This is a genomic window from Stenotrophomonas sp. NPDC077461, from assembly GCF_049545475.1.
Taxonomy (GTDB): domain Bacteria; phylum Pseudomonadota; class Gammaproteobacteria; order Xanthomonadales; family Xanthomonadaceae; genus Stenotrophomonas; species Stenotrophomonas nematodicola.
In genome coordinates this window covers 222,365-246,007 of sequence record NZ_JBMWDO010000005.1, presented here as the reverse complement: position 1 = coordinate 246,007, position 23,643 = coordinate 222,365, and the positions used below count along the sequence as shown (strand labels likewise).

The 23,643-nt window shown below is 70.9% G+C and carries 20 protein-coding genes; 11 read left to right on the top strand and 9 right to left on the bottom strand.

The genetic code is table 11. The features are described from left to right. Nucleotides 1–94 precede the first annotated feature (94 nt). The 3 genes from cutA to ACPEH8_RS11395 are packed head-to-tail and all read left to right on the top strand — an operon-like array spanning nucleotide 95 to nucleotide 3,338. Nucleotides 95–433 carry a divalent-cation tolerance protein CutA gene (cutA, locus tag ACPEH8_RS11405; protein WP_017356762.1) on the top strand — a complete coding sequence of 113 codons (339 nt, stop codon included), beginning with the start codon at nucleotides 95–97 and terminating at the stop codon, nucleotides 431–433. Next, entirely contained in the window at nucleotides 433–2,790 is a 2,358-nt protein-coding gene (locus ACPEH8_RS11400) for a protein-disulfide reductase DsbD family protein (protein ID WP_206147328.1), read from the top strand. Before cutA ends, ACPEH8_RS11400 begins: the two co-directional genes overlap by 1 nt. 2 nt (nucleotides 2,791–2,792) lie before the next feature. After that, nucleotides 2,793–3,338 carry a TlpA disulfide reductase family protein gene (locus ACPEH8_RS11395; protein WP_136004681.1) on the top strand — a complete coding sequence of 182 codons (546 nt, stop codon included), beginning with the start codon at nucleotides 2,793–2,795 and terminating at the stop codon, nucleotides 3,336–3,338. Nucleotides 3,339–3,404: 66 nt separating this feature from the next. Here ACPEH8_RS11395 and ACPEH8_RS11390 read toward each other — a convergent pair whose 3' ends face one another. Continuing rightward, entirely contained in the window at nucleotides 3,405–6,038 is a 2,634-nt protein-coding gene (locus tag ACPEH8_RS11390) for an excinuclease ABC subunit UvrA (RefSeq protein ID WP_136004516.1), read from the bottom strand. A gap of 67 nt (nucleotides 6,039–6,105) precedes the next feature. Then, on the bottom strand, nucleotides 6,106–8,673 hold the full coding sequence (locus ACPEH8_RS11385) for a methyl-accepting chemotaxis protein (protein ID WP_166473494.1): 2,568 nt from the start codon (nucleotides 8,671–8,673) through the stop codon (nucleotides 6,106–6,108). A gap of 250 nt (nucleotides 8,674–8,923) precedes the next feature. Here ACPEH8_RS11385 and ACPEH8_RS11380 point away from each other — a divergent pair, with 250 nt between their 5' ends. Continuing rightward, nucleotides 8,924–9,745, top strand: a complete 822-nt coding sequence (locus tag ACPEH8_RS11380) for an arylamine N-acetyltransferase family protein (RefSeq protein WP_136004520.1) — start codon at nucleotides 8,924–8,926, stop codon at nucleotides 9,743–9,745. A 19-nt stretch (nucleotides 9,746–9,764) separates the two neighbouring features. Here ACPEH8_RS11380 and ACPEH8_RS11375 read toward each other — a convergent pair whose 3' ends face one another. Next, the gene (locus ACPEH8_RS11375; protein ID WP_136004522.1) at nucleotides 9,765–10,451 is read right to left on the bottom strand and encodes a cysteine hydrolase family protein; all 687 of its coding nucleotides are present in this window, start codon (nucleotides 10,449–10,451) and stop codon (nucleotides 9,765–9,767) included. Between the two features lie 119 nt (nucleotides 10,452–10,570). Between ACPEH8_RS11375 and ACPEH8_RS11370 the strand changes: the two genes are divergently transcribed. Further along, complete coding sequence (locus ACPEH8_RS11370) at nucleotides 10,571–11,545, top strand: helix-turn-helix domain-containing protein (protein WP_166473496.1); 975 nt, start codon at nucleotides 10,571–10,573, stop codon at nucleotides 11,543–11,545. A gap of 10 nt (nucleotides 11,546–11,555) precedes the next feature. Here the strand turns inward: ACPEH8_RS11370 and ACPEH8_RS11365 are convergent, their stop codons facing one another. After that, complete coding sequence (locus ACPEH8_RS11365) at nucleotides 11,556–12,257, bottom strand: hypothetical protein (protein ID WP_229296493.1); 702 nt, start codon at nucleotides 12,255–12,257, stop codon at nucleotides 11,556–11,558. Between the two features lie 144 nt (nucleotides 12,258–12,401). On the opposite strand from ACPEH8_RS11365, the gene ACPEH8_RS11360 reads away from it, so the two are divergent. Next, entirely contained in the window at nucleotides 12,402–13,244 is an 843-nt protein-coding gene (locus ACPEH8_RS11360) for an AraC family transcriptional regulator (protein WP_423666801.1), read from the top strand. Further along, nucleotides 13,235–14,308, top strand: coding sequence for an alpha/beta hydrolase family protein (locus ACPEH8_RS11355; protein ID WP_153164848.1), 1,074 nt, complete (start codon nucleotides 13,235–13,237; stop codon nucleotides 14,306–14,308). The genes ACPEH8_RS11360 and ACPEH8_RS11355 overlap by 10 nt, the downstream gene beginning before the upstream one ends. Nucleotides 14,309–14,358: 50 nt before the next feature. On the opposite strand, the gene ACPEH8_RS11350 is transcribed toward ACPEH8_RS11355, so the two are convergent. Both ACPEH8_RS11350 and ACPEH8_RS11345 read right to left on the bottom strand, forming a co-directional pair. After that, a complete protein-coding gene (locus ACPEH8_RS11350) occupies nucleotides 14,359–15,000 on the bottom strand; it encodes a response regulator transcription factor (protein ID WP_153164849.1) in 642 nt (213 codons plus the stop codon). Further along, nucleotides 14,997–16,100 carry a sensor histidine kinase gene (locus tag ACPEH8_RS11345; protein ID WP_423666798.1) on the bottom strand — a complete coding sequence of 368 codons (1,104 nt, stop codon included), beginning with the start codon at nucleotides 16,098–16,100 and terminating at the stop codon, nucleotides 14,997–14,999. The genes ACPEH8_RS11350 and ACPEH8_RS11345 overlap by 4 nt, the downstream gene beginning before the upstream one ends. A gap of 144 nt (nucleotides 16,101–16,244) precedes the next feature. On the opposite strand from ACPEH8_RS11345, the gene ACPEH8_RS11340 reads away from it, so the two are divergent. Then, a complete protein-coding gene (locus ACPEH8_RS11340; protein WP_017357176.1) occupies nucleotides 16,245–16,667 on the top strand; it encodes a DUF2141 domain-containing protein in 423 nt (140 codons plus the stop codon). A 45-nt stretch (nucleotides 16,668–16,712) separates the two neighbouring features. Then, nucleotides 16,713–18,236 carry a carotenoid oxygenase family protein gene (locus ACPEH8_RS11335; protein WP_166473500.1) on the top strand — a complete coding sequence of 508 codons (1,524 nt, stop codon included), beginning with the start codon at nucleotides 16,713–16,715 and terminating at the stop codon, nucleotides 18,234–18,236. Between the two features lie 9 nt (nucleotides 18,237–18,245). Here ACPEH8_RS11335 and ACPEH8_RS11330 read toward each other — a convergent pair whose 3' ends face one another. The 3 genes from ACPEH8_RS11330 to ACPEH8_RS11320 all read right to left on the bottom strand — a co-directional run bounded on the left by ACPEH8_RS11330 (nucleotide 18,246) and on the right by ACPEH8_RS11320 (nucleotide 21,095). Next, entirely contained in the window at nucleotides 18,246–18,938 is a 693-nt protein-coding gene (locus ACPEH8_RS11330) for a hypothetical protein (RefSeq protein WP_166473501.1), read from the bottom strand. Next, nucleotides 18,935–19,393, bottom strand: coding sequence for a methyltransferase family protein (locus tag ACPEH8_RS11325; RefSeq protein ID WP_262071258.1), 459 nt, complete (start codon nucleotides 19,391–19,393; stop codon nucleotides 18,935–18,937). The genes ACPEH8_RS11330 and ACPEH8_RS11325 overlap by 4 nt, the downstream gene beginning before the upstream one ends. A gap of 172 nt (nucleotides 19,394–19,565) precedes the next feature. Then, nucleotides 19,566–21,095: an alpha/beta hydrolase gene (locus tag ACPEH8_RS11320; protein WP_423666795.1), complete on the bottom strand. Its 1,530-nt coding sequence runs from the start codon at nucleotides 21,093–21,095 to the stop codon at nucleotides 19,566–19,568. 130 nt (nucleotides 21,096–21,225) lie between these two features. On the opposite strand from ACPEH8_RS11320, the gene ACPEH8_RS11315 reads away from it, so the two are divergent. Beyond that, the gene (locus ACPEH8_RS11315) at nucleotides 21,226–22,932 is read left to right on the top strand and encodes a histidine kinase (RefSeq protein ID WP_423666792.1); all 1,707 of its coding nucleotides are present in this window, start codon (nucleotides 21,226–21,228) and stop codon (nucleotides 22,930–22,932) included. Beyond that, nucleotides 22,920–23,621, top strand: a complete 702-nt coding sequence (locus ACPEH8_RS11310; RefSeq protein ID WP_287249606.1) for a response regulator transcription factor — start codon at nucleotides 22,920–22,922, stop codon at nucleotides 23,619–23,621. The genes ACPEH8_RS11315 and ACPEH8_RS11310 overlap by 13 nt, the downstream gene beginning before the upstream one ends. Nucleotides 23,622–23,643 lie beyond the last annotated feature (22 nt).

Sequence of the window (23,643 nt, the reverse complement as noted above, 5' to 3'; positions counted from 1 at the left end):
CGGCATTGCCGGCCAGCGGCCGGCACGACCGGGTTTGAGCGCTGCCGGCCGGTCCCGCCGGGACCGGCCGGTCGCGGCCCTATACTTGCGGGTCATGTCGACCGCCGATCCCATCTTTCTGTTGTTCACCACCTGCCCCGACGTGGCCTGCGCCACGCGGCTGGCACACGCGTTGGTGGAGGAACGGCTGGCCGCCTGCGTGACCCGCCTGGAAGGCGCGCACTCGACGTACCGCTGGCAGGGCCGGATCAGCGAGGACCCCGAGGTCCAGCTGCTGATCAAAACCACCGGCGCCCGCCTGGACGCGACCATCGCCCGCGTGCAGGCCCTGCACCCGTATGAACTCCCCGAGTGCATTGCGGTCGAAACCCGCGCCGGTCTACCGGCGTACCTGGATTGGATTCGGGCGCAGACCCGTGAGGAAAGTGATTGATGACGCTGCTTTGTCGTGTTGCCGCGCTGTGTGCGCTGCTGGTGCTGTCCCTGCCCGCCTGGGCCGTCAGTGAGAAAGACCTGCTTCCGGTGGATGAGGCGTTCGGGCTGACCGCGCAGGCGCGTGACCGCGACCGCATCGAAGTGCGCTGGTCCATCGCCCCGGGCTACTACCTGTACCGCCACCGCACCACGGTCAAGCCGGAGGCCGGCTTCGTCGCCGATGCATTGCAGATGCCGGCCGGCAAGAAGCACCACGATGACTTCTTCGGTGAAGTGGAAACCTACCGCGAACGTCTGATCGCGGTGCTGCCCGGCAAGGCCGCCGATGGCGCCGATACCGTCACCCTGGAAGTGCGTTATCAGGGCTGCGCCGACGCCGGCGTCTGCTATCCGCCCCAGAAGCGCACGCTGCAGGTGAAGCTGCCGGGCGCCACAGCGACCCGCACCGATGCTCCGGCCGCGCTGCCTGCCGCCGCGCCAGCGGCGTCCTTCAACACCCCACTGTCCGGCGGCCTGCGCCTGCCCGGCATGGCCGCCAGCCAGGCGCTGCCGCTGCCCTCGGAAAAGGCCTTCGGCTTCGATGCGATCGTTGGCGACGGCAACACCGTGCTGCTGCGCTTCAGCCCCGCGCCGGGCTACTACCTGTATCGCGACCGCACCTCGCTGAAGCTTGAAGGCGCCGCCGGCATCCGTGCCGACAAGCCCCGGTGGCCGGCCGCCCGCTCGCACCGTGACGAGCATTTCGGCGACGTGGCGGTGTATTTCGACCAGATCGACGTGCCGCTGCCGCTGCACCGCAGCCGTCCCGACGCGGCCGATGCCACCCTGGTGATCACCTTCCAGGGCTGCCAGACCGACGGTATCTGCTACCCGCCGATGACGCGGCGGGTGAAGCTGTCGCTGCCGGCAGGCAAGGTCAACGGCACCAGCAGCGATGCCAGCGTCAAGCAGGAAGTGATCGCACCGCTGCCCAGCCGTGACAAGCGTGCGCAGGCGCGCGACCGTGCCGACAGCGGCATCGCCACCCAGCCGATGCTGATCCGCCCCAACGAACCGGTGCTGCCGGTGGCCGAGCAGGCCGCCCCCGACGCCAGTGCCGACAACGCGCTGCGCACGCCGCCGCCGGGCAGCAACGACACCACACCGACCAGCCTGGTGGTGGCGCTGCTGCTGTCCCTGCTGGGCGGACTGATCCTCAACCTGATGCCGTGTGTCCTGCCGATCCTGTCCTTGAAGGTGCTGGGCGTGGCGCAGAGCGGGGAAAGCCGCCAGCGCGCGCGTAGCCATGCGCTGTGGTACACCGCCGGCGTACTGGTCGCCTTCGCCGCGATCGGCGGACTGGTGCTGGCCCTGCGCGCGGCAGGCCAGGCCGCAGGCTGGGGCTTCCAGCTGCAGCATCCGTGGTTCATCGCCGCACTGGTCTACCTGATGTTCGCCGTTGGCCTGAGTCTGTCCGGGGTGTTCACCCTGGGCGGCAGCCTGGGCGGGATCGGCCAGTCGCTGGCCTCGCGCAGCGGGCCGGTGGGCGATTTCTTCACCGGCGTGCTGGCCTGCGTGGTCGCCAGCCCGTGCGTGGCCCCGTTCATGGGCCCGGCTCTGGGATTTGCCTTCACCGCGCCGGCACCGCAGGCGATGCTGGTGTTCCTGGCACTGGGCCTGGGTCTGGCGCTGCCGTTCCTGCTGATCGGCTTCGTGCCGTCGCTGGCACGTCGCCTGCCGCGCCCGGGGGCGTGGATGGAAACGCTCAAGCACGTGCTGGCCTTCCCGATGTACGGCACCGCGATCTGGCTGCTGTGGGTACTGGGCCAGCAGCGCGGCGTGGATGCGATGACCCTGGTGCTGGGCGGCCTGGTGGTACTGGCGTTGGCGCTGTGGTGGTTCGAGCGCAGCCGCTGGCGCAGCCAGCGCGTGGCCGGCCTGCTGGCCACGCTGCTGATCGTCGCCGCGCTCTATCCGGTGTGGGGCGTCACCCGCCTGGCGCCGCCGGCCAAGGCCGCGCAGGTGGCCAGCGACAACGTGGTGGCCTACTCCCCGCAGATGCTCGACCGCCTGCGCCAGGACAACCGCGTGGTGTTCGTCAACATCACCGCCGACTGGTGCGTCACCTGCAAGGCCAACGAGCGCACGGTGCTGGCCACCCATGCGTTCGAGGACACCCTGCGCCGCACCAACGCGGTGTACATGCGCGGCGACTACACCAACGTGGACGAGCAGCTCACCGCCTTCCTCAACGAACACAAGGCCGTGGGCGTGCCGTTGTATGTGGTCTACGGCCCCGGCGCTCCGCCGACCGTGCTGCCGACCGTGCTGACCCAGGCCATCGTCGAAGAAGCCCTGCTGCGCACCGCGCGATGAGCATGCGGCTGCCACGCCGGTACCTGGTGGTGGCGGCCGTAGCCGCCGCGGCCGGCATTGCCGCCGGTACCTGGCTGCATGGCACGCCGCCGGACGTTGTTCCGGCCCCATCGCCGCCGGCGCCGGTGGCCGGCCCCGGCGATCGCCTGCCGGCGATCACCCTGCCGGATCTGGACGGACGCCCGGTGGACCTGTCGCAGTTTGCCGGGCGACCGCTGCTGATCAACGTATGGGCCAGCTGGTGCGGCCCCTGTGTGGAGGAAATGCCGGCGCTGGCGGCCTTTGCCGCCAGCCAACCCGCCGACGGCGTGCAGGTGCTGGGGCTGGCGCTGGATACCGTCGAGGGTGTGCGCGGGTTCCTGGCGCAGGTGCCGGTGGACTACCCGATCGTGCTCGACACCCCTGGCCCGGCCGACGCCAGCGTGCAGCTCGGCAATGCCAAGGGGCTGCTGCCCTACACGGTGCTGGTGGATGCACGCGGACGCATCGTCAAACAGAAGCTCGGACCCTTCGCCCCCGGCGAGATCGAGGGATGGGCCCAGCCTTGACCGGGCTGGCTGTTCATGGCCCTCCAGTCCGGTTGCATGGCCGCGGCGGCGGGCGGTGTGCCCGGATCACTCGAACCAGCGGCGCAGGTAGCGCGCGGTCGCACCGTGGCGGGCGCGACTGACCTGCGCGGGCGTGCCCTCGGCCACGATCGTGCCGCCCGCCTCGCCCGCCCCCGGGCCGATGTCGATCACCCAGTCGGCACCAGCGACCACGCGCAGGTCGTGTTCAACCACCACCACGGTGTTGCCTGCATCCACCAGCCCGTGCAGTTGCGCCATCAGCTTGTCCACATCGGCCGGATGCAGGCCGGTGGTCGGCTCATCGAGCACGTACAGCGTGCTGCCGCGCTGGCTGCGCTGCAGCTCGGTGGCCAGCTTGATGCGCTGCGCCTCGCCCCCGGACAGCTCGGTGGCCGGCTGGCCCAGGCGCAGGTAGCCCAACCCGATATCGCGCAGCAGCTGCAGCGGGCGCTGCACGGCTGGCTCATCGGCAAAGAACGCGAGCGCTTCCGCCACGGTCATCGCCAGTACCTGCGCGATGTTGCGGCCGTTCCACTGCACCTCCAGCGTGCGGGCGTTGTAACGCTGCCCGTGGCAGGTCGGGCACGGCGCATACACGCTGGGCATGAACAGCAGTTCCACATGCACGAACCCCTCGCCCTCGCAGGTGTCGCAGCGGCCCTGGGCGACGTTGAACGAGAAGCGCCCGGCACCGTAGCGGCGCGCCTTGGCCATGCGCGTCCCCGCGAACAGGCGGCGCACGTGGTCGAACAGGCCGGTGTAGGTGGCCAGGTTGGAGCGGGGCGTGCGCCCGATCGGCTTCTGGTCCACGTTGACCAGCCGGGTGACCGCATCGGTGTCACCCTGCAGCCGCCCGCGCGTGCGCACGAGCGCGCTCGGCTGGGGCAGATCGCCGTCGCTCTCCTCCACCGCCGGCTCATGGCCGAGGTGCTCGCCAACCAGCTCCACCAGCGCCTGGCTGACCAGGCTGGACTTGCCGGAACCGGACACGCCGGTCACTGCGGTGAACGCACCCAGCGGGAAACGCGCGTCCAGCCCATGCAGATTGTTGCGATGCAGCCCGCGCAGCGCCAGCCAGCCCGATGGTGGTCGCGGCGTGCGGCGTGGCGCCGCGCGATCCTCGAACAGGTACGCCGCCGTCACCGACGCGGCGACCGTGCGCAGCCCGTCCGGCGGCCCGCTGTACAGCACCTGCCCGCCCTGCTCGCCCGCGCCGGGGCCGACATCGACCAGCCAGTCGGCACGGCGCAGCATCTCCAGGTCGTGTTCCACCACGAACAACGTGTTGCCGGCGGCCTTGAGCTGGTCCAGCGCACGATGCAGCGCTTCCCCGTCCGCAGGGTGCAGGCCGGCGGTGGGCTCGTCGAGCACGTAGACCACGCCGAACAGGCTGGAGCGGATCTGCGTGGCCAGGCGCAGCCGCTGCAGCTCGCCCGGCGACAGCGTGGGCGTGGCGCGATCCATCGACAGATAGCCCAGGCCGAGATCCTCCAGGGTGCCGATGCGATCGACCAGATCACGCGCGATGCGCTGGGCGGCGATGCGCTTTTCTTCCGACAGGTCAGGGGTGCGCCGCACATCGCTGCCGCCGGCATGTGCGTTGCCACCGGCAGCCACCCGCCGGGCCGTGGCCTTGCGGCCTGCCGCGCGGCTGCGCGTGGCGCTCGCCACCGGCACGTCGAAACGCCCCTCGGCGGCCGGACGCAGCACCTGCGCCATCGCCGCGAGCGACAGCTGCGACAGCGCGCCGATGTCCAGACCGGCGAAAGTGACCGACAGCGCCTCGCGTTTGAGGCGCTTGCCTTCGCACACCGGACAGGTCGCGCCGATCATGTAACGTGCCACGCGCTTCTTCATCATCGCGCTCTGCGTGGTGGCGAAGGTATGCAGCACGTAGCGGCGGGCACCGGTGAAAGTACCCATGTAACTGGGCTCTTCCTTCCGGCGCAGCGCAGCGCGGGTTTCGGCCGGCGTGAAGCCCGCGTAGACCGGCGCCACCGGTTGCTCCTCAGTGAACAGAATCCAGTCGCGCTGCTTCTTCGGCAGCTCACGCCAGGGGATGTCCACGTCGTAGCCGAGCGTGACCAGGATGTCGCGCTGGTTCTGTCCGTGCCACGCCGGCGGCCACGCAGCTATCGCGCGCTCACGGATGCTCAGCGACGGATCGGGCACCATCGACTGCTCGGTCACTTCGTACACATACCCCAGCCCGTGGCAGTTCGGGCAGGCGCCCTGCGGTGTATTGGGCGAAAAGTCCTCGGCATACAGCATCGGCTGCGCGGCCGGATAGGTGCCGGCGCGCGAGTACAGCATGCGCAGCAGGCTGGACAGCGTGGTGACGCTGCCCACGCTGGACCGCACGCTGGCAGTGCCGCGCTGCTGCTGCAGCGCCACCGCCGGCGGCAGGCCGTCGATCGCATCCACGTCCGGTACGCCGACCTGGTCGATCAGTCGCCGTGCGTAAGGTGACAACGATTCCAGGTAGCGCCGCTGCGCCTCGGCGTACAGCGTGCCGAAGGCCAGCGAGGACTTGCCCGAGCCGGAGATGCCCGAGAACACCACCAGCGCGTCGCGCGGCATGTCCACGTCGACATTCCTGAGATTGTGCTCGCGCGCGCCGCGTACACGGACGAATGCGCCGGGCTGCGCCGGTGCTGCCGGCTTCTTTCGTGTGCTCATGCCAGCAGGATAGAGACCCCCCCCGCACGCGGCCAGTGAAGGCGCGTGCGGGAACGATCGGCCCGTGTCAGGCGTGCGCCAGACGGGCGCTGCGCGGGGCCTGCGGCGGCTCCACCTCGAAGGCGGCCACCGCCTGGGAGAGATGCCTGGCCTGGCGCTGCAGCGCCTGCGCCGACGCCGAGGCTTCTTCCACCAGTGTGGCGTTCTGCTGGGTGCTGCCGTCCATCTGCAGCAGCGTCCTGCCCACCAGCGCGATGCCCACGCTCTGCTGCTGCGACGCGGCCGAGATGCCGGCCATGATCGCGGTCACCTGCTGCACGCTGCCGACGATCTGCTGCATGGTCGCGCCGGCCTGATCCACCTGGCGCGTGCCCGCGGCGACGGTATCCACCGAGGCCTCGATCAGACCCTTGATCTGGCGCGCGGCATCGGCACTGCGCTGGGCCAGCAGCCGCACCTCGCTGGCGACCACGGCGAAGCTGCGTCCCTGCTCGCCGGCACGCGCGGCCTCCACGGCGGCATTCAGCGCCAGGATGCTGGTCTGGAAGGCGATGCCGTCGATCACGCTGGTGATGTCGGCGATGCGATGCGACGCCTGGGCGATGTCGCGCATGCTCGCCACCACCTGCCCCACCGAATCGCCACCGCGGACGGCGATGTCGGCTGCCTCGATCGCCAGGCGGTTGGCCTCCTGGGCGGACTCGGCGTTCTGGTGCACCGTGGCGGTGAGTTCCTCCATCGACGATGCGGTCTCCTCCAGGTGCGCGGCCTGGCGCTCGGTACGATCGGCCAGGTCATGATTGCCGCTGACGATCTCGCCGGCGGCGCCGTTGATCGCCACCGACGCCTGCTGGATCCGCGCGACGATGTCGGTGAGCTGCTGCACGGTGGCATTGGCGTCGTCGCGCATCTGCGCGAATACGCCCTGGAAGTCACCGCGCATGCGCACCCGCAGGTCGCCCTGGGCCAGCGCCGACAGCAGCGCCTGCAGACCGGAGAGATTGCCCTGGAAGGTATCCAGCAGGCGGTTGATGCTCACCGCCAGGGTCAGGACGAAGCCCTCTTTGCCGGCCACGTCGATGCGACCATTCAGGTCGCCCTGCGCGGCGGCATCGACCAGCGCGGCGACTTCGGTTTCCACCGTGGTCTCCAGCGCGCGGCTGCGCCACTCCACCGCCGCGCCCAGCAGTTGGCCGTGATCGGTGATCGGGTTGACCACCAGCTGGTATCGGGTACCGGCGTGCACGATCTCGTGGCAGGCGCTGTCGGGGCCGTGAAACGTCTGCACGACGGTGGCGAACACCGGGTGCAGCTCCTGCGCGGAACGTCCGCGCCAGGCCAGCTCGTCGGTGCCGAGTTCGGCCTGCAGCGCGCGGTTGAGCAGGCTCACCCCGCCATGCGGGTCCAGCACCATCAGGCCGGTCTGTGCGCTGTCCAGCGCCTGCCGCGCACGCGCATTGTCGCGCGCGGCTGCGCGTTCGGCCTCGATCCGTTCACGCAACCGCTGCTGCATGTGCACCAGGCGCTGCGCGAGCTGGCCGATCTCGTCGTACGGGTTGTGCACGGCCAGCACCGTGTCCAGGCGATCCTCGGCGATGTCCTCGGCAAAGCGCAGCGTATCGGCAATGGGCCGGCGCACGGCGCGCAGCACCAGCAGCAGCGTGGCGATCAGCACCAGTGCCACGAGCGCCAGCGTCAGCGCAAACCCCACCGTCATCGCGCGGTCCTGCGCCTGCTGACGCTGGCGGGCGGCATCCAGCGCCGCCCCCTGTGCCTGCTCCAGCTGCTGCAGCGCCGGCGCGATCTGCTCAGCGGTGTCGGCCAGCGACTGCGCTTCCACGTCCAGCCCGACCCGTGCGGCGGTGTAGGCCAGCAGCGCGCCCTGATAGGCGTCCATGCGTGCGCGCAGCGCATCCTGCGTGGCGCCGGGCAGGCCCGCGCCCGGCAGCGCCAGCTCGAACGGCAGGCGCGCTTCGCTGGCGCGGTCGGTATGGGTGGCATCGCCGCTGAGCAGCAGCAGCGCTTCTTCGCGGCGCATGCCCTGCCACTGCGCCTGCAGCAGCGGCGCCGCGGTGGTGTCCAGCACGGTGGCCACGGCCGCGGCCGCCGCTTCCAGCTGCGCGCGCAGGCCCGCGTCGCCGCGGCCCATTTCATCGGCACGGGCATTGAGTGCGGCAATGCCCTCGGCAAACTCGCCGGCGCGTGCGGCCAACGCATGCAGCGCCTCGGCCGTGCCCGGGTCGTGCGGGTCGCGCTGCAGTTGCGCCAGCGTTGCCTGCAGACGGTGCTGTGCCTGCTGCAGCGCGCTGCGGTCGGTGTCGTCGAACGTGAACGCGTAACGGGTCTGCAGCCGCCGTGCGTCGGCCACCTGCGCAGCCAGCGCGGCGGCCAGCGCGGCATCCTGCTGGTGCGCGGCGAACGTCGCCGCCGCCCGTTCGCTGCTGTAGCGGGTGCCGGCGTAGACCAGGGCCACCACCAGCAGGCCGATGCCGCAGACCACCAGGCTGGCCTTCAGTTTGCGTGCGACACTGAGCCGCTGCAGCAGCCCGCGGGCGTGGCCGATGGGAAAGAGGGGCGATGCGCGTCCGCCGGAACGGGCGAACGAGGGAAACAGGCGGCGGGGGATGGCCGACATCACGTACTCCAGGCGGAATGACACATCGGTATCGGCCGCATGCCGGGAGACTGTAGGCTTTTTTTCATCCCGATCGGCCAGCGCTCGCCGCTGCGCCCGTTGTACCCGGCGCAGGCGACGCCAAGATGACGGCCGCGCGCCGCCCACCACCGCGCGACGCAGCGTTCCAGGCGCGTCCGTACCGCCGGCTTGACCTCAACCACGGTTGAGCCGCGACAGTGGCGTCACCTTCCCCGGTGGTGGGCTGCCCATGACCCCGCACGACCTTCACGCGTACCTGCAACGACTCGGCGAACCCACGCCACCACCTCCCACGCTGGCGACACTGGCCCGGCTGCAGCAGCGGCACAACGCCACGTTCCCGTTCGAGACGCTCACCTGCCTGCTGCGCGATGCCGTCGCCATCGACCTCCCCAGCGTGGCGCACAAGCTGCTGCACGAAGGGCGCGGCGGGTACTGCTATGAGCTCAATGGCCTGTTCCTGGCGCTGCTGCAGCACCTCGGCTTCCAGGCCCGCGCGCTGGCCGCGCGGGTGGTGATGGACGCCAGCGACGATTCACCCACCGCGCGTACCCACATGCTGGTGCTGGTGGTCATTGACGGGGTGGCCTACAGCGTGGATGTCGGTTTCGGTGGCAATACGCCGACCGGGCCGCTGCGGCTGGACCAGCGCTTCCCGCAGGCAACGCCCCACGAGCGCTACCGGATGGACCGGTACGAGGATGCGTATCTACTGCGGGTAGACGTGGGGGGCGAGTGGCGGCCGCTGTACCGCTTCGACCTGCAGGTGCAGGAAGCCGTGGACCACATCGTCGGCAACTGGTATGTCTGCACGCATCCGGCGTCGTCCTTCCCCGGCCAGCTGCGCGCGGCACTGAGCGGCCCCGGCTGGCGGCGCACCCTCGGCGCCGGCCGTTATGCAGTGCATCGCCACGGGCAGCCGAGTGAGCGGCGCGCGCTGGTCGATGTGGACGATGTGCTGCAGGTGCTGCGCGAGGACTTCGGCATCACCCCACCCACGCACCCACGCCTGCGCGACGCAATCGCCGCGTGGCTGCGCGGCGCGGCCTGACGATGCGGCACCGTCGACGTCAACGTTGTACCGGCAGGGCCAGCACGGCGGCGGTGGACAGGACGCTGCCGAACGCGTCGGCGATTCCGGTCAGCGCGGCGCGGTGCAGCGCGTCGGCGCCCACCACCCCGTTGCCGTCGTACGCCTGCACGCTGCGGGTGGCGACTGCATCGGACGGCACGATCACCTCATAGCCCAGCGGCACCGCATCGCGGGCAGTGGTGGCCACGCAGACATGCGTCATCAGCCCTGCGATGATCAGCGTGCGGATGCCACGGGCCTTCAACTGCGCGTCCAGGTCGGTGCTGGCGAACGAACTCACCGTGGTCTTCCTGACGAGCGCATGGTGGGCCGCCGGCTGCATGCCGGGAACCAGCTGCACGCCCACGCTGCCCTCGGCAAATACGGGTGCAGCAGCCGGGTTGACGTGCTGTACGTGGAACACGGCGATGCCGTTGGCGTCGGCCATGCGTACCAGCCGCTGGCTGTTGGCCAGCGCGGCGTCGCCGTCGGGGATCGGCAGCCGGCCGGTGTAATACTCATTCTGGAAATCGATCACCAGCAGCGCGGTGCTGTCGGCGTGCAGCTGCTGCGGTGCAGTGGCGCCCCCGAGGGTGCGCAGCGTGGGTGCATCGGCGGCCGTCGCAGCGCCGCTGGCAGCGGCCAGGGTCATACCGGCGACGAGGGGAAGAATGAGAGCTTTCATGTGGGGAACTCCGGGGCAGTGACGGGGGGTGGGCGGCGGTGCGCCGACGGCCACCATTGTTCCGCCCCCCTGTTCGCGCCAACAGTGGCCCGGATGCCATTCACTGCTAGGATCGGGCCATGTTGACCGACCCCGCTCCGCACCACGTCGCCGTGGTGGCCTACCAGCAGATCAGCCCTTTTCATCTCGCCGTGCCGTGCATGGTGTTCGGTGAGGATCTGCTCCGCCTCGGCGCGCCCCGCTACCGGTTGAGCGTGTGCGCCGCCGAGCCCGGGCCACTGCGGACCCCGGCCGGCTTCAGCATCGACGTTGCGCAGGGGCTGGAGGCGCTGGCCGACGCCGATACCATCGTGGTGCCGGCCTGGCGCGACCCGGCCGAGCCGGCACCGCCCGCGCTGCTGGACGCCCTGCGCGCGGCCCACGCGCGCGGCGCGCGCCTGGTCGGGCTGTGCCTGGGCGCGGTGGTGCTCGCCCAGGCCGGACTGCTCGACGGGCGCCGCGCCTCGACCCACTGGGTGTTCATGGACGATGTGGCCGCACTGCACCCGCAGGTGCAGCTGCAGCGCGATGTGCTCTACGTGCAGGACGGCACCCTGCTGACCTCGGCCGGTACCGCGGCGGCCATCGACTGCTGCCTGCATCTGCTGCGCCAGGACCACGGCGCAGAGATCGCCAGCCGCGTCGCAAGACGCATGGTGGTCGCCCCGCACCGCCAGGGCGGCCAGGCGCAGTACATCGAACAGCCGCTGCCGGCCACGTTCGGCGACGACCGTCTGGCCGGGGTGCTGGAATGGGCGCTGTTCCACCTCGCCGAGCCGATCGGGATCGATGCCCTGGCCGCGCGCGCCAGCATGAGCCGGCGCACCTTCACCCGGCACTTCCGCAGTCTGACCGGCACCACCTTCAACCAGTGGCTGCTCGACCAGCGCCTGGCGCGCGCACAGCGCCTGCTGGAAACCAGTGACACCGCGCTGGAGCGCATCGCCGGCCAGGCCGGCTTCGGCTCGACGGCGTCCCTGCGCAGCCACTTCAGTGCCGCCTACGGCGTGTCGCCTGGCGCCTACCGGCGCACCTTCCTGGGCGCCAGTTCCTGATTGCTACGCGCTAGCGTTTGAGGTCGCGCTCCGGTGCCATCACGTGAACCACCTTGCCCGCCGCATCCAGAAACTCGATCGCACCGTAGCCTTCCGGGGTCACGGTCATCCGCACCCGCGGCTGATTGCCGGCATCGGCCAGCGCCACCATCGGCGTGCCGTCGGCGGCAACACTGAGCTTCACCCGCGTGGGCGCTTCCACACCGGGGACCAGGCGATTGCCGAGCCCGGCCTCGCGGATCAACGGTGGCGCCTGGTTGATCACGAACATCACCGAGCCGTCCGGCGACACCCGCCAGCCCGCCGCATCCATCGCCGGATGATCCAGCGCGAGCACCGCCGCGGTGCCGGCGGGCGTGTCGGCCACGCCGAATCCCCCGCGCTCGCTGCCCGTGTCGTCGTACAGGATCATCCCTGCCACATCGAAGGCCCGCTTGTACTGGATGCCATCGATGATCGGCGGCGGGGTGTTCGCCGACAGCGTCATGCGGATGGTGCCGTCCTCACCCACGATGTCGATGCGCCTGGCCGTGATCCGCTCGTGATCGACCGCCTCCACCCGCGTCTGTGGCGCGCGGTCGGCGATGATGCGCTGCAGGGTCTCCAGCGACGGCCGTTTCGGCGGGGAACCGGCCTCGGCGGCGGCCAGCGGGGCGACCGGTACCAGCGCGAGCGACAGAACGGCACGATGCAACGACGTCATCCGGGTCATCGACAACATCCATCAGAGGGGTGAACCCGCATGCTGTGCGCTGGGGGGCGCAACCTCAAGTGTCGGCGCAGCAAGAACGGCGAAACGCCGGGGATGCCCGTGCGCTACCCTCCGCACCGGACCATCACAAGGAGCCGTGCAGGCATGGGGGCGACCGCCAGGGCGCTGTGGTACATCGAAAGCCATTACGCCACCCCGCTGGCGCTGGCCGACATCGCGCACGCGGTGGGACTCTCGCCGTTCCACCTGTCGCGGCTGTTCCAGGCCGGCACCGGCACATCCATCGTGCGCTACCTGCGCGGACGTCGGCTGAGCGAGGCGGCGCGACAGCTCGCCCAAGGCGCCGGCGACATCCTCGCCGTCGCGCTGGCAGCCGGCTACGCCTCGCATGGCAGCTTCACCCGCGCCTTTGCCGAGCAGTTCGGGCAGACCCCGGAGCGGGTCCGTGCGTGTGGGCTGGACGGCATCGCGCTGGTGGACGCCATCAAGCTCGACGACACCGCTCTGCCCTGCGCGGTGCCGCCCCGGGTGATGCGGGCCGGTCCCCTGCGGGTCGCAGGCATCAACGCGCGCTACAGCACAGCGACCGTGGCCGGCATTCCGGCGCAGTGGCAGCGCCTGGCGCTGGTGCACCCTGTGCCGTCGGCGGTGAGCTTCGGCATCTGCCACAACGGCGACGCAGACGGCCACTTCGACTATCTGGCGGGCATCCCGTGCCAGCCCGGCCACCCGACGCCGCAGGGCTGGCACACGCTGGACATCGCCCCGCGCGATTATCTGGTCGCCTGGCACGCCGGGCACATCTCGACCATCCGCGCCACGTGGCGCTGGCTGCTGGACGTGCACCTGCCGGCCTCCGGCCTGCAGCTGGCCGACGCGCCCGACCTGGAACGCTACGATGCCCGCTTCAACGACCACACCGGCTACGGCGGCGTGGAAATCTGGCTGCCCCTGGACACGCTGAAGGAACGCCCCCCATGCGCATGATGCCCCTGCTCCTGTCACTGGCCCTGTGGTCGACGCCCGCGCTTGCCGAGGGTCCCGTCACGGCAGTCGGCGAGCGCCACGGCCAGGCCTTGCGCCCCGGCGCCGGCGTGCGCGACGCCGAGCAGCGCGAGCACGTGCGCTACACCGTGTGGTACCCGGCACAGGCCGGCAGCCACGAACGCGCCCTTCAGATCGGCCCTCCGCAGGCACCGCTGTTCGAGGTGGGCCGCGCCGCCGACGATGCCGTGCCGGCGGCGGGGACGTGGCCGGTGCTGCTGCTGTCGCACGGCAACGGTGGCAGCGCGCGGATGATGGGCTGGTTCGGCACCGCGATGGCACGTGCCGGCTTCCTGGTGATCGCCGTGGACCATCCCGGCAACAATGGCGTGGACGCCATGACCGTGGCCGGCAGCACGCTGACCTGGGAGCGCGCGGGCGACCTCAAGGCCGCGCTGGCCGCCGTGCACGCCGATCCGGCGCTGTCGGCACACCTGGACATGGCGCGCCTGGGCGTGGCCGGCTACTCCGCGGGCGGGTTCACCGCGCTGCTCGCCGCCGGCGCGCGCATGGATCTGCAACGCCTGCTCGACTTCTGCCGTGCCCAGCCGCAAGACGGCGTCTGCCAGCCGCAGGCCGAGTTCCCCACGCTCACTCTGCAGGCGCGCCTGGACGCCGCCGCCACCCCGGCCCTGCAGCCATACGTGCGCCAGGCCGGCGACGATCACGCCATCCCCGGCGTGCGCGCGGTGTTCCTGATGGCCCCCGCCATCGTGCAGGCATTTGCACCGGCCGAGCTGGAGCAGGTGGTGCAGCCGGTGGGCATCGTGGCCGGCGAGCGCGATACCGTTGCCGCGCCGCCCACCAATGCCGATGTCGCCGCCGCGTCGATCCCGCACGCGACGCGGCTGACACTGCCCGGCGTGGGCCATTACGACTTCCTGTCCGACTGCACCCCGCTGGGCCGGCAGCGCCTCGGGCCGCTGTGCGAAGTGGCCGTGCCCAGGACGCAGACCCATGCGACCACCATCGACGCGGCCACGCGCTTCTTCCGCGACACACTGTGACCGGAGCTTTGCCGCGCCTCACCTGACCCTGCGATGCACCGCGCGCGCCGTCAGATCACCCGCAGCGTGATCGCCTTGAGCACGGCGCGGGTGCGGTCGCGCGTGCCCAGCTTGTCCAGAATGGTGGAGACGTAATTTTTCACCGTGCCCTCGGCCAGGAACAGGCTGCGCGCGATTTCCTTGTTCGAGTAGCCACCGGCCAGCAGGCGCAGAATCGCCACTTCCTTCTCGCCGAAGGTGTCGCTGGGCGGCGCCTCATCGTGGAAGCGGTAGCGTGCGCGCACAGGATCGGTGCTGACCGGCAGCAGCAGGGTGTCGCCCCGCGCTACCCGCGTGATCGCCTCGTACAGATCGTCGGGCGCGGCATCCTTGAGCATGAATCCCTGCGCGCCGGCCTCGCTGGCGCGCAGCAGCAGATCGCTCTCATCGAAGGTGGTCAGCAGCAGCCACGGCGTACGGTCGCCACGTGCGCGCAGGTGCTGCAGCGCCTGGATGCCGTCCATGCCGGGCATGCGGATATCGCTGAGCACCACGTCCACCGGCTGGGTCTGCAGTCCGTCCAGCAACGCCTGGCCGTCCGCGGCTTCGAGCACCACCTGCACCCCCAGGCCCTGCAGCAGCGCACGCAGCCCGGCGCGGACCAGCGCCTGGTCGTCAGCCAGGGCCACACGCACCGCGATCGCGGCGCTCATGCCGGCAACCGCGCGGTGAGGTGCATGCCGCCGGCATCTGTCCGGGCCAGCTCCAGCTGCCCCTGCAGGTCCGCCAGACGCTCACGCATGCCGGTGATGCCATTGCCCTCGCGGATGCGCTCGGGGCGCTGGCCGTCGTCGCGGATGTCGATACGCACGCAGTGGTCTTCCTTGTTGATGTCCAGCCAGACGGTCGACGCATCGCCGTGACGGGCCGCATTGGTGAGCGCTTCCTGGGCCAACCGCACCACGGCGTCGGCCACCAGCGGGTTGGTGATGCGCACCTGCTCGGCGATGCGCAGGCGCAGGCCTGGGCGCGGGAACGGTGCCGCCAGCGCCTGCAACGCCGTGGCCAGATCCAGGCCACGATCATCGCGCATGGACTGCACCACCTGACGGATGTCGCCGAGCAGCTCGCCGGACAGGCGTTCGGCCAGCAGCAGCGGTTCGCGATGGGCCAGCAGCGGCTCGGTGGCCAGCGCGCGCAGGTTCAGCCGCATCGCCGTGAGCTTGTGTCCGGCGACATCGTGCAGCTCGCGTGCCAGCCGCAGCCGCTCGGCATCGCGGGCGCCATCGGCCAGCAGCGCACGCGTGGCGAGCAGGTCTGCGTTGACCCGGGCCAGCGCATCACGCGCCTGCCCGGCGCTGCGCGCGTAGTGCGCGGTCAGTGCGGCGAACGCCTGGAAACCGGCGTAGATCGTCACAATCAGCAGCGGGTGGCTGAAACCACTGTGGCGCAGCACCGCATACAGGCTGATGTTGAGCAGCAGCGTGGCGGCGAGCACCGGGCGCGGCGGCCAATGCTCGGCCAGGTGCGCCACCAGGACCACCAGCAGCACCGGCACGGTCCCCACGCGCGGCTCCAACCAGGCCAGCCAGAGTGCCAGCAGCGCCTGCAGCACATCGCTGGCCAGGCCCAGCGGCGAGCGCGCCGGCAGGTGGTCGTAGGCCAGGAACAGCGCGATGAACGCACCCAGCACACCCCAGCGCAGCGCGCCGTTGGCGTCGGACGGGAGGCCCAGCGACAGCCCCACCCCCAGGAGGGTGAGCAGGCCGGCCAGAGACAGCGGGCTGACGAGGGTGCGCAGGAAAGCAGGCATGCCGCATGCTGCCGCCCAGCGCCCCGAACGGCAATGGGCCGCGCGCAGAAAGTGACTTCCGGCACTGCGGATCGATGACCACTGGGCATGGGGCGGCCGCCGTCCGCCCGGCAGACTGGCTCCACACCCACCGGAGCTGCCGCCATGATCCGCACCGCCCTGTTCTGCCTTCCGTTCGCCGCCCTGCTGCTGGCTACCTCCGCCTCGGCCGGCGACCTGCAGATCGACCTGCAGGGTATCCGTACCCACACCGGCACCGTCCGCCTGGCGCTGGTGGACAGCGCCGCCGGGTGGGACGGCAAGGCCGCCCCGGTACAGGGGCAGACTCTGGTGCCCGTCGCCGATGCTGCGCACGTGGTGTTCAGGAACCTGCCCGCAGGCGACTACGCGGTACTGGTCACCCACGACGAGAACGACAACGGCAAGCTCGACACCAACGTGGTCGGCATTCCGGTGGAAGGCTATGGCTTCAGCAACAATCCCCAGGTGCAGCGCAAGCCCACCTTCGATGAGGCCCGCGTGCATGTGCCAGCCAACGGTGCATCCATCACCATCGCGCTGCGCTGATCCTTGACCCCGCCCTCGCCCGCCTACTGAACCTGAGGCCCCCGCATGGACCGCCGCCGCTTCCTCCGCTCGCTGCTCTCGGCCACCACCACTGCCGTGATCGGCGCCAGTGCACTGCGCAGCCTGCCCGCCTTCGCCGGCGATGCCGCGCAGTTCGCCGCCGCCCGCGACCAGCACCCGTGGCTGACCGGCTGGCGCAGTGTCACTACCGAAACGCTGGGTCCGGCCACGGTGCCGTTGCAGGGCCGCCTGCCGCAGGGGCTGGCCGGCACGCTGTACCGCAACGGCCCGGCCTGGACCGAGCGCGACGGCTTCCGCTACGACCACTGGTTCGACGGCGATGGCATGGTTCACGGCTGGCGGTTCAACGGCGACGGCACACTGACCCACCGTGCGCGCATGGTGGCCACACCCAAGTTCACCCGCGAGCAGAAGGCCGGGCGCTTCCTGTATCCGGCCGCCGGCACCGTGGTGCCGGACGTGCAGCCGGTACGCAACAACGACGATGCCAACGCCGCCAACACCTCGGTGATCCGCATCAACGGCCGTCTGTTCGCGCTGTGCGAAGCCGGCTCGGCGTTCGAGCTGGACCCGGATGATCTCACCACACTCGGCCCGACCACCTGGCGCGCCGATCTGGCCACCGTGCCGTTCTCGGCACACCCGCTGGTGGACCGCGACGGCACCGTGTGGAATTTCGGCTCGCTGTCGCTGCTGGGCGGCACCGGCCTGCTGATCTGGATGATCGGCGCGGACGGCCAGCTGCGCTCGGCCAGTGTGGTCGACACGCCGTTCATGGGCTACCTGCACGCCTTCGCCATGACCGACACGCATCTGGTGTTCATGCTGATGCCGTTCGACTACAAGGAAGACGGCGGCGCATTCTTCGAGCGCCTCCGCTTCGCCCCGGACCGCGCGTGCCGCATCGCGGTAGTGCCCAAGGCCGCTCCGGACACCGCGCAGTGGTTCGAGGCAGCGTTCACGGCCGCCTATCACTTCGGCGATGCCTTCCAGCGCAACGGCCGCATCGTGATGCGTACCGTGCGCCACGACAACATCGACGAAGCGCGTTCGCCCATGCGTGAAGCAATGGCCGGCGATGCCGCGCACGCCGTCAACTCCAACGCGTCGCTGCGCGAGCTGCACCTGGACCTGCGCACCGGCAAAGCGCATTGGGAAGACACCGGCATCCAGGGCATCGAGTTCCCGCTGTTCGACACCCGCAGTGCCGGCAACCGCGGCGCACGGCTGTACGCCCCGGCCATGCAGGGCGAGACGACTGCGCCGTACTTCAATGCGGTGGCCGGCTACGACGTGGCGCGGGGGCGCCGCGAGATACACCGCTATGGCCGCGACATCCTCGCCGAAGAACACGTGTTCGTGCCGCGCCCGGGCAGCCGCAACGCCGACGACGGCTGGCTGGTCGGCACGCTGCTCGACGCGGCCAACCAGCGCAGCGGCATCGCCGTGCTGGACGCCCAACGCATCGACGAAGGCCCGGTGGCGCAGGCGTGGCTGCCGTACGCAGTGCCGCTGGGCTTCCACGGCACGTTCGCCGCGCGGGGGTGAGCGCGTCGCTCAGCCGCCCGACGCCACCACCCACCGTGTGCCCTGGCGATCAAAGCGGATCACGCGCATGCCACCGCTGCGGTCGCAGTAGCGATCCAGCACCATCGCCAGCACCGGGCCGTCTGGCGCCTGGACGACGCCGCGGCTGATGCGGATCAGGTGCCCCATGCGCGCAGAGGGCAGCGCGCACGCGTCGGCGAATGCACTGCCGGCCGTCGCGTCCAGGCGGGTGACGCCCGGGACATGCGGATCGCGGTTGTACGTGCGCTGTCGCGTCTGGCGATCGAGTGCCTGCTGCAGCGCCAGTGGCAGGCGAGGGTCGGCAGCATCGACCAGTGCGCCCTCCCGCTCCACGGCCAGATACTCCTGCGCATCGCACGGCCCGCCAGCGTCGATGGCGCAGAATGCGGCTGACAGAGTGTCGAAGTAGATCACCTCATCGACCGGGCGGCCGGCAATCGCCTGCGGCGTGCGACGCAGGACGTGCGCCAGATAAGTGCGGACCAGGTCGGCCTGCATCGCATCGTCAACCCCCCGCACCGACTGCCCCGCATCGTGATTGGGGATGCGCCCGGCAAGCAGCGGCCATGCCATTGCCACCGCACACGCCAGTGCCAGCGCGCAGACAGCCACGAGTACCCGTGCTGGCGCCACGCCTGCCAACCGCGCGCTATCGGCCGAGGGCTTCGGACGCGGGATCATAGCCACCGCCGCACCCGCCGGCAGTAGGACGCATAGTCCGGGAAGCGCTGCGCCAGCGCACGCTCCTCCGGCTGGATCTGGAAACGGGTCACGAACAGCACAAAGGCCGGCAGGGCGATCATGGCGAGCGCATTGCCGAGATGGAGCGTCCACCCGGCCAGGATCAATGCATGCCCCAGATACATCGGGTTGCGTGTGTAGCGGTAGATGCCCGAGGTCACCAGCTGCGTGGATGCGGCAGGACGCAGCGGGTTGACCGTGGTGCCAGCGCGCCGGAACGCGCGCTTGGGCAGCAGGTTCAGGACAAGGCCGAGCATGGCAACCCCGATGGCAAGCGCGGTCTGCAGCGGAACATCGACGGCGAATGCCGGCGCGCAGCGCGCCACACCCAACGCGGCCAGCCCGAGCAGCAGCATCACGATGGGCGGCGGGATACGGGTCTCAAGCCAGTGCATACCGCGCCCTATCGTCCGCACATCGGCTGTCCCTGTCCATTCGGTTGGCGTCCATCATGCGCATCGCACGGTGCCAGCGCCACTGTCCGGCCGCCGTCACGGCCGAACGGCACCACGGCACCGAACCCATCGGGTCCGGTGCCGTGGCAAGCCTCACGGTGTTGCGCCCGGCTTACCGGCGGCGCGGATCGACCATGTCGGCCGCGCTCCGGGCGAACGTCAGCGGCGTGGCGTCCACCACCGCATCGCCCACGGGGCGGCCCGCCAGGAAGTCGACGATGCTGCGGGCGATGGCCGGGTTGCCCACCCACATCTCATTGTCGTGCGCGGCGTTGCGCACCAGCAGCGAGCGGTGGTTGGACAGCCCGGGGCGCAGGGCCTCGGCATTGGCCGGCGGGGTGCGCCCGTCGAGCGTGCCGCTGATCAGCAGGACCGGCACGTCACTGCGCAGCGGTGCGCGGAACCCCTCGCCCAGATCGACCAGGCCCAGCCCATCGCCCAGCGACGGGAACGGAACGTTCATGGCATCGCCGAACAGACTCTGGCGCGCCTGTGCCTCGGCCAGTGCGCGGCGCTGCGGACTCTGCCCGGACGCCACGTCCATCGCCAGCGACATCGCGTTGGACGCGCCGTACTGGCTGCGCAGCAGCAGCACCAGGTCGGCCAGCGGATCGTAGTTGCCCTGCTCGGCCTCGCGCAGCACCATCGGCAACCATTGCTGGGTCATGCGCTGGCCCAGCGACAGAGCGATGGCCAGCTGGCCATCGAACGCGCCGATCATGACGGTGCGTCCACCCTGCATGCGGCTGGTACCCTGGCGCGGCTGTTCGCGCAGCGCCGCCAGCACGCGCACCGCCGATCCCTGCAGATCCTCGACGCCGGCCGGCCTGGCCACCGTTGCCAGCTCACCGAGCAGTGCGTCGGCCGCCAGCGGCAGCTTCAACGTATCGTCCGGCCCTTCGACGCCCATCAGCACCACGCGCTCCAGTCCGTCGCCGTGCAGGCGCATCGTGGCCAACGCCAGATGGGTGCCATAGCTCATCCCCCACAGGCTGATCCGGGGTACGCCGAGTGCCTGGCGAAGCGCGTCCAGGTCGCCCGCGCTCTCCACGGTGGTGTACGCGGCCAGATCCACGCCGGCCTCGCGCCAGTACGCAACACAACGGGCGGTGGTGGCATGCAGCGTGGCCAGCATGGCCTCGCGCTGCAACGGCCTGGCATCGTCGAAGCGGTCCTGGTACGGGCACTCCGGCGGCGGCTCTGACGCCCCCGCGCCGCGCTGGTCGAGCAGCAGTACGTCGGCTTCGCGCCGCATCTGGTCGAACACCGGCCAGCGCGGCCCACGCGCGGTGCCGATCCCCGAGCCGCCGGGACCGCCGGCCAGGTACACCACCGGTGCGGCGCTGCCGTCGCCGCCGGTCGCGCGCAGCCGCACCACGCGCAGCCGCATGCGCGGTCCCTGCGGCTGATCGTGATGACGCGGCACCTCCAGGTAGGTGGCTTCGGCGGCGATGGTGCCATGCCCCTGGGTGACCAGTTCGTAGGGCTCGAACACCAGCGACGTCGGCGCATCTGCGGCCATTGCGGGCAGTGCGGCAGCGAGGGCCAGGCACAGCGCCGCCAGGCGGGCGGCCGGTGCCGCGGTGGCCGCGAACGGGGCACGGCGACGCAGGCAGGACAGGAACATCGGAACAGTACGCATGGCGGACTCCGGGATGGGTGGATGGGTTCGACGCCAGCATCGCGTCCCGGGTGCCGGTCCGGGCGGCACCGTCGGTCCAACGTCTCCAAACGGGGGCCCAGTGTCTCCACGCACCCGATACGATGGACGCATGCACATCGCCCGCACCCTGACCGCCTTCGTCGTCCTGCTCGCTGCCGTCGCCGCATGGTTGTCGGCCGCGGGCCCGCCGCCGCAGACCGTGTTCCTGCCGCCCGCCGCGATGGCACCGGCGACGGTGGTCGCGTCGGGACACATGCCGGCATCACCGCCGGATGGTCTGGACTGGCGCCCGCTCGATCAACGCGTACTGGCCGGCTGGCGCGGTCCGTACTGGCTGCGCTGGGACGTGCCGGCCACTGCGGCGGACGCCCCCGACCGGGCGCTGCGCCTGTCCCTGCGCGCCGCCAGCCAGCCGTACTGGAACGGAAGGCCCCTGGCCGCCAATGGCGTGGTCGGGCGCACCGCCGCAGAAGAGCGGCCCGGCCGCGTCGACGTTCTGCGCGTGCTGCCGCCCGCCTCGGGCACCGGAGGCGACACGCTGGTGGTGCTCGCCTCCAGCCAGCGTCCCGGGTGGCGGCTGCACAGCGCCGATGCCTTCATTGCCGTGGGACCGGTCGCGTCGCTGTACGGCCATCCTGTTGCCCCGTGGCTGATCGCAGCACTGGCCACCGGCGCGCTCGCTGCGTCGTGCCTGTATTTTCTGGCGGCGCAGCGCGGACGGCCGCGCGTTCCCGGCGCCCGCCTGCTGCTCGCGCTTGGCTTGGTGGGACTGGCCTTGCCGGTGATCGAAGCCTGGCGCCCCCTGTTCGGTTACCCCTACCCGTGGCACGCGCCGCGCCTGCTGGCGCTGCAGGCGCTGCACCTGGCCGGCGCGGTCCTGCTGCCCGCCTACCTCGCACGGCGCTTCGCTGTGGCGGTACCGGTCGGCGTACGCCTCGCCTACCTGGCCACACTGGTGGCCGTGATCGCATTCGTGCCCGGCTTCGATGGCCGTGGAGCGGCGCTGTTGCTGCTGAGCCTGCTCAGCGCGACCGCCCTGCTGCTGCGCGCCCGTGGCGAGCCCGACGAACGCGGGCCGATCCTGACCCTGGTGCTGGCCGGCGCGCTGGCCATTCCGCTGCTGGGCGGCGCCTTCCTCGACGGGCCCTACTTCCTGTTCCTGGCGGTGCTGATGGGCTTCCTGCTGCTGCGCCATGCCGCCCAGCTGCGGACGCTGGACCAGCACAACGCACAGCTGCGCGAAGAGCGCGCGCGTCTGTCGCTGCAGCTGCTGCAGCGGGGCATCCAGCCGCACTGGCTGATGAACACCCTGACCTGCCTGCAGGAGTTGATCGAGCAGGCGCCGATGCGCGCCAGCCGGCTGGTCGAGTCGCTGGCCGAACAGTTCGATCGCCTGCGCGAGAGCAGCACCCGACAGACCGTGACGCTGGAGGAGGAACTGGCGCTGTGCCGCAACCACCTGGACATCGTGGGGCAGGCGATGGACCGCCACATCCGCTTCGAGGTGGATGCCGGTCCGGGCACGCCGTGGCTCCCGCCGGGCGTGCTGCATGCGCAGGTCGAGAACGCGCTGACCCATGCCGGTGCGGTTGCATGCGCGCAGCATCCGTTCCGCCTGCGCGTGCAGCGCGATGGCCAGCGCTGGACGCTGGATCTGCGAAGCGCGCGCGGTTCGGCCCCGCATCGCGGCCACGGCACCGGCACGCGCTACATCGAAGCCAGCCTCGCGGCCGCCTGCCCGGGCGGATGGCGCTTCGTGCAGGGTGCCGAGGGTGACGAGTGGTACGGCCGGATGGAGCTGACATGCGCATCCTGATCGTCGAGGACGAACTGCTGGTGCGCCAGCGCCTGCTGCGCCTGTGCACCGAGCTGGCCGGCGCACGGGCGCGGTTCGACGCGGTGGCCGATCTGGACGCGGCCGGCGACCGCCTCGCGCGCAGCGTCTACGACGGCCTGCTCCTGGACCTCAACCTCGGCGGCGAGGACGGCTTCGACCTGCTGCGCCGCGCGGTCGCCGGGCGATACCACTGCGTGGTGGTGTCGGCCCACCGCGACCGTGCGCTGCAGGCGTTCGAGCACGGTGTACTGGATTTCGTGCCCAAGCCGTTTTCACGCGAGCGCCTGGGCCAGGCGCTGGAACGCCTGCTGGACGTTGGCCGCTACCGCGCCGGCGGCGCCCGCTATCTCGGCATCTGGCGCGCACAGGGCACCGCACTGGTCGAGCTGGCCGAGGTGCAGTGGATCCGTGCCGATGGCGATTACAGCGAACTGCGTCTGGCCAACGGCCGCAGCGAACTGCACGACAAATCCCTGGCCAGCCTGACCGCCGTGCTGCCGCCGGATTTCGTGCGCTGCCACCGCTCCTATCTGGTCAATCTGCGTCACGTGCGCACGCTGCATGCCGGCTCGGGCAGCCGCTACTGGCTGGTGCTCAACGATGGTGCGGAACTCCCGGTAGGGCGCGCGCACGTGGCCACCCTGCGCGGAGAACTCGCGCTGGCGTGAGCGCCATCGCTCGTGCCCGCCC